The organism is Rhodococcus sp. BP-261, assembly GCF_019835205.1.
Lineage (GTDB): Bacteria > Actinomycetota > Actinomycetes > Mycobacteriales > Mycobacteriaceae > Rhodococcoides > Rhodococcoides kyotonensis_B.
On record NZ_JABUCO010000022.1, the window covers coordinates 50767 to 63964 of the forward strand.

Sequence of the window (13198 nt, forward strand, 5' to 3'; positions counted from 1 at the left end):
TCACACAATGTGTGAGCGAGACCTGTCAGATCCGAAGCACTGACAATTCGGAGAGTGAAAGAACGGTCCAGGGTGGCGGGGGTCCGGTTCGATGGCGAACGGTCCATACTCGCGCGGCGTGTACGAGGGACCTGGCAAAGCCCACAACGACTGCACGCAACGCAGCCAACGCCGCGATGGCGGCACCGGCTATAGCCAGGCACAGATGCAAGACCGAGCCGTGATCGCTACAGCCATTCCCGCAGTGTGTGGCGGAAGCATCGTCCATTGCCGGCGCGGAGGGGGCTGTCGAGTGATCGCTGGCGGCCAGTGGAGTGGGTATCGATGAGGTCATCGAATGTTCGCCGATACCGGTAGCCGACGTGAACGGCATCGGCGCGGAGTGCATCAGAACGACCCCGAACAACACCACCAGAGCACCGACCGAACCGATGAGCCAGTTCCGGTTCACAGGTTCTGCCCTCCGTGTGCTCACGAGGTCGATCTTACCGGTCGCTCGCACCGACAACCCCCTTCCTCGTTGGCGGTCGATCCGGGCCGGGGTCATCGAATCGGATGGCGGGACGTTTCGTTGCGGCGGAGGCCCGCGATGAGGTCGGACCAGTCGATGTCGGTGTAGATCCTGACACGTTCGATCGTGCCCGCGACGACCGCGCCGCGGACGACCACCCTTCAACACGAAGATTTTGCGGCCGGACACGATCGGAAGACACGTTGTTGTGGTGTGTCACGGCAACAACCAACTACTATTTAACATAGTAGTTGGTGGGCGGTTGCCCGTCGACGGGTAGAGGGAGGGACGAAGCTGTGACGATGAATGGCTGGCCTGCGCGGCGTTGGGTGGCCGCATTCCTGGGCGCGGTGGTGGCCGCGATGGTTGTGGGTGTCCCGTCCGGGATCATCCACACTGCGTTCTACGTTCGAATGACCCCGGCACAGTGGTGGAACTATCCGGTGTGGATCGCCACCGCAGTTCTCAGTGGCCTCATTCTTGCCACATATGTCCGCACTGGGCTGAAGTCACCGGTTTCTTCCCGGGTAGGGGTCAGTGCGAATGCGTTGTCCTTGTTGGCTGTCGGGTGTCCGGTATGCAACAAGCTGGTGGTGGCGGCGATCGGGGTGAGCGGTGCTCTGGATTTATGGGCACCCGTGCAGCCGATGATCGGAATCGTATCGGTCGGGGTGATGGTGTGGGCTCTTCGACTGCGACTGCGGGGGGAACGCGTGTGCCCTGTACCTCGCGTAGGTGAGCAGCTGGGATTCTCGGTTGGTTTCAGCGGTGACACTGCCACAAAATAGTAAGAACCCGGCAGCCGTGAGAATTCTGCAGTTGTAAGAACCTTGCCACGCCTCATTCGGTGCCCGGCGGCCGCGGATGGCGAAGGCGATCGAGCTTCGATGCATCGTCCGCGGTATCGAGTTGTACTGCTGGTATCGGCAGACGGGCGTCGGTCAGCAGCCCTGCGATCCCGACGGCGACGCAGACCGTCGTCACCACAATCAATGCCGGATGAGTTTGCCCCGTCAACGCGTCCCCGAACAGCACCGCTGCGATCGTTCCGGGCAGAATTCCCACCACGGTGGCCGCGGTGTACGGCAAGAGGCGCACCGCTGAGAGACCGGAGCAGTAGTTGACCAGGGCGAACGGTGCCGGAGCGATGAGTCGCAGGGACCCGACCGCCAGCCATCCCCGCCGAGCCAACCGGGCATCGATGGCCTTGACTGCGGGATGCGTCAGGTGCGCCTTCACCGCGCTACGTCCCATGACGCGCACGAGTAGAAATGCCAGTACTGCGCTGACGGTTGTCGCGGCGATCGTGACGGCGATCCCGGCGGCGGGACCGAACAACAGTCCGGCGCTGAGGGTGAACACCGTGCGCGGAACCGGGGCAATCGTCAACACCACCTGGGCCAGAAAGAACACCAACACAAACAATGCGCCCATCGACTCCGCCCAGTCGCGCACCGAAGTGATCGACGGGCGGGGCACGACGGCGGCGGCCACTGCCAGGGCGACCAGCGCCAACGCGGCGACGAGGACACGGCGATCACGCAGAATCGCCGGTACCCACCGGTTCCCGCGGTGCGCAGATTCGAGAGAGACGTCGACAGCTGAGCAGGCCGAGCCGACATCGTCAGACTGTGAGAGTCCACTGATCGAACCGTCCACCGCCGGAGTGTCGGCCCGCAGGGGCGGCGTCGACGGGGTGGCGGCCTTGCGACGGTCCCCGGGCGGGCGAGCGGGAGAAAGTTCTGGCAAGGCAGGAAGGCCGATGTCAGGAAACTGTTCGGGCATACACAACTCCTGTTCGAGTCGAAGCCCGGCCCGCGGCTGGGACCGAGATCCTGACCCGAATTCGTTCTATGTGGCTACAGCCGACACTGGTTTCGAGCGGCCGGGTGTCAGGAGCGGACGAGTCGAGAGATCGCGGCGGTGGCCTCTTTGATTTTTGCGTCGGCTTCGGGACCGCCGGCGACTGCGGCGTCGACCACACAGTGACTGATGTGAGCTTCGAGCAGGCCCATGGCCACCGCTTGCAGGGCTTTGGTCATCGCCGAGACCTGGGTGAGGATGTCGATGCAGTACTGGTCTTCCTCGACCATTCGTTGCAGGCCGCGGGCCTGGCCTTCGATGCGCTTGAGACGCTTGAGGTATGCGTCCTTTTCGGTGATGTAGCCGCGCGCGGTGTGATCATGACCGCCGGTTTCGGCGGGTGCCTGCGTGGCTGCGAGGGCGGGGGTGGCCGCGGGATTGGCCATGGTGTCCTCCTGATATACGAGTCATGCCGAGCATCCACGAGTATGCCCGCCTGGGGTATGGGACGAGGTGGTCGGTCCGTCGAGTCGTTGCCGAGCCGCCGCCATGGCGCACATCACCGCACAGCGGGCCACCGCCCGCGTCGCGGGGTACCGGGTGATCTGTACCAAGGTCGTGGTCACTGAGGACATGGTCTTCTCCTTCCGGGCTGCGTGGGATGTGGAGGGATGGGGTGGGCGCGCCTGCACGCCCACCCCATCCCTCTGTGCTGGGTCTGTCCGCGGTTATGCCGCGAGGGACTTGAACCGGCGCAGTCGTAGGCTGTTGCTGACCACGAATACCGACGAGAACGCCATCGCTGCACCGGCGAGCATCGGATTGAGCAGCCCGGCCGCAGCCAGGGGGAGGGCGGCCACGTTGTAGGCGAACGCCCAGAACAGGTTGCCCTTGATGGTGCTCAATGTCCGGCGGGACAGGCGGATGGCATCTGCTGCGGCGCGCAGATCACCGCGCACCAGCGTCAGATCGCTGGCTTCGATCGCAACATCGGTACCCGTGCCCATCGCCAGACCGAGGTCGGCCTGCGCCAACGCAGCGGCGTCGTTGACACCGTCGCCGACCATCGCCACTACCTTGCCCTGCTCTTGCAGCCGTTTGACGACGTCCACCTTCTCCGCGGGCAGCACCTCCGCGATCACTTCGTCGATCCCGACCTGGTCGGCTATGGCACGCGCGGCAGCGGCGTTGTCGCCGGTGAGCATGATCGGCGTCAGACCCAAGCCCCGCAGCTGCTCGATCGCCTCAGCGGAGGTGGCCTTGACCGCGTCGGCGACGACCAGCACGCCGCGAGCCCGGCCATCCCAACCGACCGCGACGGCAGTCTTACCCTCGGATTCGGCTGCGCGCATAGCACTGTCGAGATCGTCCGGCAGATGCTGCGCCCGGTCGGCGAGCAGGCGGGCCCGTCCGACGATCACCGCATGGTCCTCGATCATGCCCTGCACCCCGAGGCCCTCGATGTTGGTGAACTGCTCCACCGGCGCCAGAGCGCCTACCTTCTCACGGGCACCCTTGGCGATGGCCTGAGCGATGGGGTGCTCGGACGAATCTTCGAGTGCACCGGCCAGGTGCAGCACCTGCGCGGTGTCTTCGCCGTCGGCGGTGATCACCTCGAGCAGGGTCATCTTGCCGGTGGTGACGGTGCCGGTCTTGTCGAGCACCACGGTGTCGACGCGCCGGGTCGATTCGAGCACCTCGGGACCCTTGATCAGGATGCCGAGTTGAGCGCCGCGGCCGGTGCCGACCATCAGCGCGGTCGGGGTGGCCAGGCCGAGGGCGCAGGGGCAGGCGATGATCAGGACGGCGACGGCTGCGGTGAACGCGGCCGCGATCCCGCCGCCGGTGCCGATCCAGAAGCCGAGTGTCGCCACGGCAAGGGCGATGACGATCGGGACGAAGACTCCGGAGATCCTGTCCGCCAGGCGCTGAGCTTGGGCCTTGCCGGTCTGCGCGTCTTCGACGAATTTCGCCATCTGCGCGAGCTGGGTGTCCGAGCCGATACGGGTCGCTCGGACCACGATTCGACCGCCGACGTTGACCGTCGCGCCGACGACCAGATCGTCGGGTCCGACCTCGACGGGCACGGATTCGCCGGTCAGCATCGAATTGTCGACCGCAGAGGAGCCCTCGGCGACGACACCGTCGGTGGCGATCTTCTCCCCGGGGCGGACGACGAACTCGTCACCGACTACCAGTTGATCGGTGGGGATGCGCTGTTCGACACCATCGCGCAGGACGGAGACTTCCTTGGCACCGAGCTCGAGCAGGGCACGCAGGGCGGCACCGGCGCGCCGCTTGGAGCGTGCTTCGAAGTAGCGGCCGGCGAGGATGAAAGTGGTGACTCCAGCGGCGGCCTCGAGGTAGATGTTGCCGGCCCCGTCGGAGCGGGAAATGGTCAACTCGAACGGATGGGTCATGCCCGGCATTCCGGCGGTGCCCCAGAACAAGGCATACACCGACCATCCGAGTGCCGCGAGGGTGCCCATCGAGATGAGGGTGTCCATCGTGGAAGTGGCGTGCCGCAGGTTGGTGAAGGCAGCCTTGTGGAACGGCCATGCCCCCCACACCACCACGGGCGCGGCGAGGGTGAGGGACAGCCACTGCCAGTTGGTGAACTGCAGTGCCGGAATCATGGCCATCGCGATCACCGGCACACTGAGCACCAGCGATATGAGCAGGCGTTGACGCAGCGAGGCAGTGGGGTCATTCGCGGATGGCCCGGCCGGTTCCGCGTCGGGGTCGGTGGAGGAAGTGGCGGTTGTCGGGACCTTCGCGGTGTAGCCGGCCTGCTCGACGGTGGCCACGAGATCCTCGGCCGACACATCACCGACGTAATCGACGCGTGCCTTCTCGGTGGCGTAGTTCACCGTTGCGGTGACTCCGTCGAGTTTGTTCAGTTTTTTCTCGATTCGGTTCGCGCACGAGGCGCAGGTCATGCCACCGATTTCGAGTTCGACCCGGCCGTCGGCGGTCGGGTGCTGCGTGACGGGATTCATCGTTCCTCCTCTCGGGAGTGGTTTTTCGGTGTTCGTGCCCGCCCGCGACCTTCAGGTCGCGGGCGGAGTGTGCATCGGCTGTCGGTGACCGACCGTCCTCCGGGTCTCCGATCGGTGACCCGTGTGGCCGTAGTGACTACAGGTGGGGCCCTGCGAGATCGAGGTGCCGTGGGTCGGTCGGTGCAAGGCCGAAGACCGCGGAGCAGACCGACGGTGAATGTCCACGATGCGTTCATCGTCGGATCGTCCGGTCTGGGTCAGCCGGCGAGCTGGTAGCCGGCCTCGTCGACGGCCCGTGCGATGTCCGCCTGCTCGACCGGTGTCTCGGAGTCGATCTCGACTCGGCCGCTCGTGAGATCGACGTCGACGGCGGTCACGCCGGGGATGCTGCTGATCTCCTCACGGATCGAGGAGACGCAGTGGCCGCAGGTCATTCCGGTGACGGTGACGGTGGTGGTGCTCATCTGATGCCCTTCGTTCTGTTCGGAATTCGGGTGCGGTCGTCGCGACCCACCTGAAGGTCTACCATACCCCCCTACGGTATTCAATGGGGAGGTGTCGCACTCGTCCAGCGATGGGGACATGCTTTGGACCGGCGGTGAGCAGAGCCGTGCGCGTCGGTCGAGCAGGTACAGGGCGGTTGCCGATGCCCCTCCGACGCCTGTCAATATCAGCCAGGTCAATCCACCCAGTTGCGCGTCGCCGAAGATCCCGAAGACGACACCGGTGCCCAGGTTGCCGAGCAGGATGCCGACCCCGACGATGGTGTTGTAGAAGCCGTAGTGAGTGGCCACGAGCGTCCCACCCGAGAGGGTCACGACGGTGTCCATCTCGAACGGAAACACCGCAGCGGTGCCGATCGCCAGCAGTGCCGCGGTGCACACCAGGGCGCCGGCGGCGGCCCACCCGCCCAGTACGGCCGGGCTCGAAAGCGCGATCAGTGGGAGGAACGCCGATGCCATGATCGCCATACCGACCACCAGGCTTCGCCCCGATCCCCATCTGCGAGACAGCCAGGACGTGATTCGGAACTGCCCGGCGATGGCCACCACCCCGGAGACCACGAACAACGAAGTCACCAGGGCAGTATCGGACCGACCGTCACCGACCACCACCGCCGCCTGCAACGGCAAGGCCAGATAGATCTGGAACGAGAGCACGTAGGACCCGATCATCGCCAACGCGAACAGAACGAAAGGCCGGTTGGAAACGACTACCCGCCAGTCTTCGAGTACCGATGTCCTGACCCCTGCGGTCTCTGCCCGATACGCGGGGAGCGTCCATATCTGCACAATCGTCAGCACCGCGAAAATCGCGGCCGCTGCCAGCGAGGTGATCCTGAAATCGAGAGAGGTCAGAGCAAGACCGATCAACGGGCCCAGCAGAATCCCGGCCTGATAGAACACGTTGAACACCGCGAACGCCTCGACCCGCCGCGGTCCGGCGTCGGCGGCGAGGTACGCCCGCACTGCCGGGTTGAACAGCGCACCGGCGAACCCGGTGGCAGCCGATGCGATCAGGATCGCCGGCAGCGAGTCCACGACCGCAAGCAGTGCGAAACCGGCGACGCGCAGCAGGCACCCGGCGACGATCAAGGGTTTGTACCCGAGGCGGTCGGCGAGGGTGCCACCGAGCAGGAACATCCCTTGCTGAGAGAAGTTCCGCACCCCGAGTACCAGCCCGACCGCCCAGGCCGCCAGACCCAATGGCCCAGCCAGATACCCCACCAGATACGGCATCAACATGTAGAAGCCGACATTGATGGAGAACTGATTGACCATCAACACCTGGCTGGGTCGGTCGAAACTACGGAACTTCCTCACAAACGTTCTCATCGAACGCTCTCGGTGGGATCGACGACGTTCGCGCACCGTGTCCACGACGTCACGACCTGGTCGGCGGGGTGGTCGATCGTGGTCGGCACGGTCGGCGGGTCCACATCGAGCAAGTCATGTTCGGTGCAGTAGTCGTCGTTGTAAATGGTGTCGAAGTAGCGCTGCGGTCCGTCGGGAAAGACGGCCGCGACCCGGGTCTCCGGTGAGCTGGTGCGGGCGATCCAGCCGGCCGCGAGGGCGACGGCACCGACACTCCAGCCGCCGCTGGCGTGATGGGTGGCCGCGAGAGTGCGGCACGACCAGACGGCCTCCGCGGGGGCCACCCAGTGCACCTCGTCGAAGGCCTGGTAGTCGATGTTGTCGGGATAGATGCTCGAACCCAACCCGCGCATCAGCCGGGTACTGGCGGGCTGACCGAAGATGGTCGATCCGATGGTGTCGACGCCGACCAGCTTCAGGTCGGGGCAGAACCTGCGGAGCACCCGTGCCACGCCTGCGGAGTGCCCACCGGTACCCACCGAGCACACCAGCGTGTCGACGCGGCCGAGCTGAGCGATGAGTTCGTGGGCGAGCGACTCGTACGCTTCGACATTGTCCGGGTTGGTGTATTGATCCGGGCACCACGATCCCGCATGTGCATCGAGCAGGTCGCGGACCTTCTCGCGCCGGGCCTGCTGCCAGCCGCCGGTGGGGTGCGGTGTGGTGACCAATTCGACGTGAGCGCCGTACGCGGCGAGCATCCGGTGCACGATCGGTTCGAGCCCGGGGTCGGTGACGAGTGTGACGGGGTGCTGATGGGTGATCCCGGCGAGGGCCAGACCCAGGCCGAGGGTTCCGCTGGTGGATTCGATGATCATCGCCCCGGGAGCGAGATCGCCGCGAGCCCTTGCCCTTTCGACCATGTGCAGCGCGGGTCGATCTTTCATCCCGCCGGGATTGCTGCCTTCGAGTTTCGCCCAGAAGCCGAGGCCGGCGTCGGCGAACGGTTCACCGATCCACAGAACGGGAGTATTGCCGACCATGGTGCTCGGTTCTGGGCAATTCTTGGCGTTCGCCGACAGATGGTCGGCGGAGGGCGGTGTTACGAGCGCGGAGCGAACAGCACTGTTCATGATGAGTAGTCCCTGTATGTGACCTGCGAGGGTGCAGTAAGTGAATGATGGGCAGCGCGAGCTGGGCCACGAGGACGAGACGTTCTCGAATGGCCAGCGGGCTGCTGATCAGCACCTGTTGATACAGAGTTCGTTCAATACGGTCCGGCCGTGCCGGAACAGGATGGGCAGATCCGGTGGGGCTCGAGGACTGTGCGGCACCGCCATCGCTACGAGGATCACAGCCAAGGCCATCGCCGCGACCCCGGTGATGGCGAACGGGCGGGGTGGATTGTCGGATCGAGGCATCGCGACGACGGTGTGCGTCTCGTGCGCCACATGGGTGGATCGGCCGTCGATGTGCGCGTGGTCGGGGGAGAGTTCCACGGCCTGCGAGGAGGACGAAACGATGTGCACGCCCTCGCCGTGATGGTCTTGTTCCCAAGCGAGTCCGCATTGAGCGATGGTGTGGGCCAACAGGTATAGAGCAGCGACGATTGCGATAACCGTCCGCGGGCGCGGTGGGCGTATCGCAAGTGATGTCACAACGTCACGACGGTAGCAGCCCGAAAATGAGGTCGGTCGAGTCCAGCAGGGCGCATCCGAGCTGTTCGACCGCGGAACTGGGCGGTCACGCGACCGCAGGCAGACGCCACATGTTTCTCGTCACGTCGACCGGTCGAGGCGACCGAGGGTGGTGATCACCGCGCGGGCACCGCGCGTGTGCGCGACGCGCCGGAGCCCTGATGTGCCGAGGCGTGCCGGGCCAGTGACGGGCCTGGGTGTACCGCCGGTTACTACTATCGTGCATAGTAGTAACCGAGGGTGGTGGGTGGCGTCATGCCGTACACGAGAAACGAGCCATGAGGCATGATCGATATCGACTCCGGTGCAACGACGGTGAACCGTCACCAGCGAACCCGACGACGCCGTACGTTCACCGCCTCGGCAATCCGGTCATCGTGTGCAATCGCTGCCGGATTGCTGTTGTTCGCGAGTTTCCCGCCTCGGTCGCTGTGGTTCCTCGCGCCGCTGGGCATCGGGATACTCGTTCTCGTCGTCCGCGGCCGCTCCGTCCGGGCATCGTTGTTCTACGGGTATCTGTCAGGACTGGCTTTCTTTCTGCCACTGCTGCCGTGGGTCGGCGTCTATGTCGGTGCCCCGCCGTGGTTGGCGCTCGCAGCGATCCAAGCGATAGCGGTGGCACTGTTCTGCGCTGCAGTAGCTGCCGTATCCGGGTCACGGCTCGATGTGCTGTGGATCGCAGCCATCTGGACCGCCACCGAAGGTCTGCGCGCGCGAATTCCTTTCGGTGGATTCCCCTGGGGAAGACTGGCTTTCGCGCAGGCCGACGGTCCTCTGCTATCGCTTGCCGCCTTCGTCGGTGCGCCCGGCGTATCTTTCGCGGTCGCCCTGATCGGCGCGGCGTTGGCCGCCGTGGTCGGTCAGGTACGACCGCCGAGGCTGCGAGTGTCTGTCGGTTCGGCGGCCACCGTCGTGATCGTTCCGGCTCTGGCCTTCGCACTCACCCCCGATGGGGACACGGCAGCCGCGCGGGCGACGGTCGCCGTTGTTCAAGGCAACGTTCCACGATTGGGTCTGGACTTCAACTCGCAACGCCGAGCAGTTCTCGACAATCACATCGAAAGAACGATGCAGCTCGGGGACGACATCGCCGCCGGCCGTGTACCCACCCCGGACCTGGTCATTTGGCCGGAGAATGCCTCCGACATCGATCCGTTGCGCAATGCCGACGCCAGTGCCGGGATCGACGCTGCCGCGCAGTCGATCGGGGTACCGATTCTGGTCGGCGCCGTCCTCTCCAACGACGACGGCACGTCGACGAACACGTCGATCGTGTGGGATCCGGTCCTGGGACCGGGCGAGCGGCACGACAAACGCAAGCTCGTCCCTTTCGGTGAATATCTCCCCATGCGATCTGTGATGACGAAGTTGTCCTCGTACGCCTCGCAGGCCGGAAATTTCGTTCCCGGCTCGGGCAACGGTGTCGTCGACGTCGCAGGAATCCCGACGGCGGTCGCCACATGCTACGAGGTCGCGTTCGATGACCTGGTCACCGAGTCCGTGCGTGCGGGGGCGACGCTGATCACGGTCCCCACCAACAATGCGACGTTCGGACGCACCGATATGACCTACCAGCAGTTGGCGATGTCGCGGCTGCGGGCGGTCGAACACAACAGAACCGTCCTCGTTGCTGCTACCAGCGGGGTCAGCGCCGTCATCGACCCGCAGGGAAACGTACGAGATCGTTCGGGCCTGTTCACCGGGGAGACTTTGGTGGCCGATGTAGCACTCGAATCGACGATGACCTGGGCGACGAGAGTGGGCGCGCTTCCGGAGTACGGCGCGGTCATCCTCGCCGTGATCGGATGCGCGCTCGCGTACAGAAGGCGACACAACAGCGCCCACAGCCCACAACTGTCACCTGTTCGATCCGGTCCGTAAAGCACAGGGCCGCAGTGAACTACTAATCCGGGTAGTAATTGCGTCACCGTTCCTATACCATTCCGTTACCGTTCCGATACATCACGGGAAGTGCGCTCGAAGGGGCGTGCCTCGATCCCGCCGACACCGAGGATTTCGCAGTGGCACAACACCGTAAGGCCGATCGAAGCCGCCAGTCATGGGACCACGCCGCACAGCAGACAGTGGTGGCATCGAAGGGGCGGCACCGGGCCCGAACGTATATCGCCGAACGCCGTAGTAGTGTCGCTGTCAGTATCGCGGTGGCAGCAGGCGGTCTGATCACGGCGACCGGCCAGTACGCCAGTCCCGCCCTGGCACAGGCGGCACCCAGTTACGAAGCGCCGGTGCAGGACCCGTTGTCGGAGTATCTGCCTCAGATCCTCGCCATACCCGAGATTTCCAACTTCAACAAGGCGATCGAGCAACTGGCGAAAGGGCAACGGCTTGCAGAGGAGAGCGCCGCACGCGATGCAGCGGCCCTGCGACCACTGTTCGTCCGTCCGGTAGCAGGAACCCTCACCTCCGACTTCGGACCACGGTGGGGGACTACGCATACCGGACTCGACATCGCCAACTCCATCGGCACCCCCGTGTACGCGGCAGCCGATGGAACAGTGCTCGATTCCGGCCCAGCGGACGGTTTCGGTCTCTGGGTACGCCTACAACACGACGACGGGTCGACAACGGTCTACGGGCACATCGACCGAACCTTGGTAGCGGTAGGTCAACGAGTGCAGGCCGGTGAGCAGATCGCCACCGTCGGCAATCGTGGTCAATCGACCGGCCCGCATCTGCATTTCGAGGTTGCAGATGCGGCGGGGACCAACGTCGATCCGCAGCAGTGGCTCGCCTCTCGGGGTGTCGCGCTCTCGGACGCGGCCGTCCAGTCCTGAGGTCATGCTTCGCTTCCCGGACGCAACGCTCGGAACCGATCACGCACTACCCCCACACCCGAACGGAATGGTTGCGCGAGGACGGAGAAAGTAGGCCACTCGCAGCTGCGCCGTGACACCAGAGCCGGGACCGGGTCCGATGGTGAGCTGAACCGTGGTTCTCGGACTGCGCGATCCCGCGACGCGTCTGCATCGTGCAGCGTCGCGGCGAGGTCGAGGTCGAACGAAGTGCCGATACGCGTCGAAAGCATTGCAACAGCGCGGAATTGGTTGCTTCGGAATTGGTTGCATCGGGATCAACCGCGGCGGGACATTCGGCTACGAGTTACGACCCGGGCCGGCGATGGAGGCTCCGCGTTCGGCCAGCCACGACCGAGGGTCGACCTTCTTGCCAGCGGGTGTGTCGACCTCGAAATGCAGATGGGGGCCGGTAGAAACACCTCGATTTCCTACCGTCGCAATCTCCTCACCGGCCTGCACTCGTTGACCTACGGCCACGAGGTTGTCGTTGTTGTGTCCGTACGTCGTGACGGTGCCGTCATCGTGGCGTATTCGCACCCAGAGTCCGAATCCTTGGGCCGGTCCTGCACTGATCACTTCGCCATCCGCAACGGCGACGATCGGTGTACCGGTGGAATTGGCGATATCGATGCCTTGATGGTTGCGACCATCGCCGAAGGTCGAGGTCAGTGTGCCGGTCGTCGGCGCACGATACTTCCCGATCCTCGCCTCTGTCGTGTCGGTGGGGGGTTGCGGGGTGACCGACGAGTGATCGCCGACATCGGGCACCGTCGTCGTGTCGGACTCCGTCGTTGTGTCGGGCTCCGTCGTTGTGTCGGGGGACGTGTCGGTATCCGTCGTGTCGGGAACGGTGAGGTCTGGTTCGAGCGCCTGCAGCTCGGGTGTGGACAAGTCGGTGGCCGATTCGGGCTCGTCCCGGGTGCTCGGCTGTTCGGTCGAGGGCTCGTCGTCCGAGGTGTCGGGTGGGGCCGTAGCGTGGCCGCGCGACGGGGTGTGCGAGACGGTCGGATCGTGAGGGTTCTCGGCTGCCGCGAGTGTGGAGGCGAGGGTGGCGATATCCATCGACGACACCAGGCGGGGCAAGAGTGCGGGGTCGATGTCGTCGATCGGCGCGAGACAGGGGATGAATCGCGAGAGGGGTTCTGGTTGTCCTTCAATGACGTCGGTGTCTCCGATCGTGCCCACGAGGCAGGAGACGATGCGGCTTTGGGGGCCGGCCAGGTCGTCGAGGGCACCGCTGGTGCGAATGCTTCGTAGGGCATCGACGACGAGCCCGAGGATCTCCTGTTGCACGTGCGGGTCCGACTCCGCTCGGGCGGTGGCAGCAGACGGATCGGCATCGGGCGTCGCCGCCGACATCGCGGGTGTCAGTGTGAGAATACTTCCTGCGAACGCGGTCCCGACGAGGATGCGAGCACCCCACCGAGTTCGATGCGACATCCACGACGACGACAGCAGAGGTTTCATTGCGGTGGGCCCTCCTGGACGCAACTGCGCATTCGGCAGTCCTTGACAATCGCCTTCGAGTCAAGGCGACACGCCGCATCACTATTACACT

The 13198-nt window shown here is 64.9% G+C and carries 11 protein-coding genes and 1 pseudogene; 3 read left to right on the plus strand and 9 right to left on the minus strand.

Features of this window, described 5'->3' with window-relative positions; all coding sequences use genetic code 11:
* Positions 1 to 25 precede the first annotated feature (25 nt).
* Complete coding sequence (locus tag HQ354_RS26035; RefSeq protein WP_374107350.1) at positions 26 to 547, minus strand: DUF6153 family protein; 522 nt, start codon at positions 545 to 547, stop codon at positions 26 to 28.
* A 266-nt stretch (positions 548 to 813) separates the two neighbouring features.
* Here HQ354_RS26035 and HQ354_RS20430 point away from each other — a divergent pair, with 266 nt between their 5' ends.
* Complete coding sequence (locus HQ354_RS20430; RefSeq protein WP_222635474.1) at positions 814 to 1299, plus strand: hypothetical protein; 486 nt, start codon at positions 814 to 816, stop codon at positions 1297 to 1299.
* 52 nt (positions 1300 to 1351) lie between these two features.
* Here the strand turns inward: HQ354_RS20430 and HQ354_RS20435 are convergent, their stop codons facing one another.
* The 7 genes and pseudogenes from HQ354_RS20435 to HQ354_RS20460 all read right to left on the minus strand — a co-directional run bounded on the left by HQ354_RS20435 (position 1352) and on the right by HQ354_RS20460 (position 8656).
* On the minus strand, positions 1352 to 2059 hold the full coding sequence (locus tag HQ354_RS20435) for a TVP38/TMEM64 family protein (protein WP_222635475.1): 708 nt from the start codon (positions 2057 to 2059) through the stop codon (positions 1352 to 1354).
* Between the two features lie 344 nt (positions 2060 to 2403).
* Positions 2404 to 2760 carry a metal-sensitive transcriptional regulator gene (locus HQ354_RS20440; protein WP_261768964.1) on the minus strand — a complete coding sequence of 119 codons (357 nt, stop codon included), beginning with the start codon at positions 2758 to 2760 and terminating at the stop codon, positions 2404 to 2406.
* 282 nt (positions 2761 to 3042) lie between these two features.
* Positions 3043 to 5313 (minus strand): cation-translocating P-type ATPase, encoded by a 2271-nt coding sequence (locus tag HQ354_RS20445; protein ID WP_222635456.1) that lies wholly within the window; start codon positions 5311 to 5313, stop codon positions 3043 to 3045.
* 257 nt (positions 5314 to 5570) lie between these two features.
* A complete protein-coding gene (locus tag HQ354_RS25940) occupies positions 5571 to 5897 on the minus strand; it encodes a heavy metal-associated domain-containing protein (RefSeq protein WP_308115251.1) in 327 nt (108 codons plus the stop codon).
* Positions 5877 to 7148, minus strand: a pseudogene (locus HQ354_RS20450) (MDR family MFS transporter); the annotation flags it as partial. The gene HQ354_RS25940 and the pseudogene HQ354_RS20450, both read right to left, overlap by 21 nt.
* Positions 7145 to 8260, minus strand: a complete 1116-nt coding sequence (locus HQ354_RS20455; RefSeq protein WP_222635458.1) for a PLP-dependent cysteine synthase family protein — start codon at positions 8258 to 8260, stop codon at positions 7145 to 7147. The gene HQ354_RS20455 and the pseudogene HQ354_RS20450, both read right to left, overlap by 4 nt.
* A 108-nt stretch (positions 8261 to 8368) precedes the next feature.
* Positions 8369 to 8656, minus strand: a complete 288-nt coding sequence (locus tag HQ354_RS20460) for a hypothetical protein (protein WP_261768963.1) — start codon at positions 8654 to 8656, stop codon at positions 8369 to 8371.
* Positions 8657 to 9109: 453 nt separating this feature from the next.
* On the opposite strand from HQ354_RS20460, the gene lnt reads away from it, so the two are divergent.
* The gene (gene lnt, locus HQ354_RS20465) at positions 9110 to 10705 is read left to right on the plus strand and encodes an apolipoprotein N-acyltransferase (protein WP_222635460.1); all 1596 of its coding nucleotides are present in this window, start codon (positions 9110 to 9112) and stop codon (positions 10703 to 10705) included.
* Between the two features lie 281 nt (positions 10706 to 10986).
* Positions 10987 to 11619 (plus strand): M23 family metallopeptidase, encoded by a 633-nt coding sequence (locus HQ354_RS25700; protein WP_308115247.1) that lies wholly within the window; start codon positions 10987 to 10989, stop codon positions 11617 to 11619.
* A gap of 318 nt (positions 11620 to 11937) precedes the next feature.
* Here the strand turns inward: HQ354_RS25700 and HQ354_RS20475 are convergent, their stop codons facing one another.
* Positions 11938 to 13107, minus strand: coding sequence for a M23 family metallopeptidase (locus HQ354_RS20475; RefSeq protein WP_261768962.1), 1170 nt, complete (start codon positions 13105 to 13107; stop codon positions 11938 to 11940).
* Between the last annotated feature and the right edge of the window lie 91 nt (positions 13108 to 13198).

Coding starts and splice junctions, on each gene's coding strand:
- HQ354_RS25940 (WP_308115251.1), bottom strand. CDS start 5,897: ATGTCCCCATCGCTGGACGAGTGCGACACCTCCCCATTGAATACCGTA.
- HQ354_RS20430 (WP_222635474.1), top strand. CDS start 814: ATGAATGGCTGGCCTGCGCGGCGTTGGGTGGCCGCATTCCTGGGCGCG.
- HQ354_RS20440 (WP_261768964.1), bottom strand. CDS start 2,760: ATGGCCAATCCCGCGGCCACCCCCGCCCTCGCAGCCACGCAGGCACCC.
- HQ354_RS20455 (WP_222635458.1), bottom strand. CDS start 8,260: ATGAACAGTGCTGTTCGCTCCGCGCTCGTAACACCGCCCTCCGCCGAC.
- HQ354_RS20475 (WP_261768962.1), bottom strand. CDS start 13,107: ATGAAACCTCTGCTGTCGTCGTCGTGGATGTCGCATCGAACTCGGTGG.
- HQ354_RS26035 (WP_374107350.1), bottom strand. CDS start 547: ATGACCCCGGCCCGGATCGACCGCCAACGAGGAAGGGGGTTGTCGGTG.
- HQ354_RS20445 (WP_222635456.1), bottom strand. CDS start 5,313: ATGAATCCCGTCACGCAGCACCCGACCGCCGACGGCCGGGTCGAACTC.
- lnt (WP_222635460.1), top strand. CDS start 9,110: ATGATCGATATCGACTCCGGTGCAACGACGGTGAACCGTCACCAGCGA.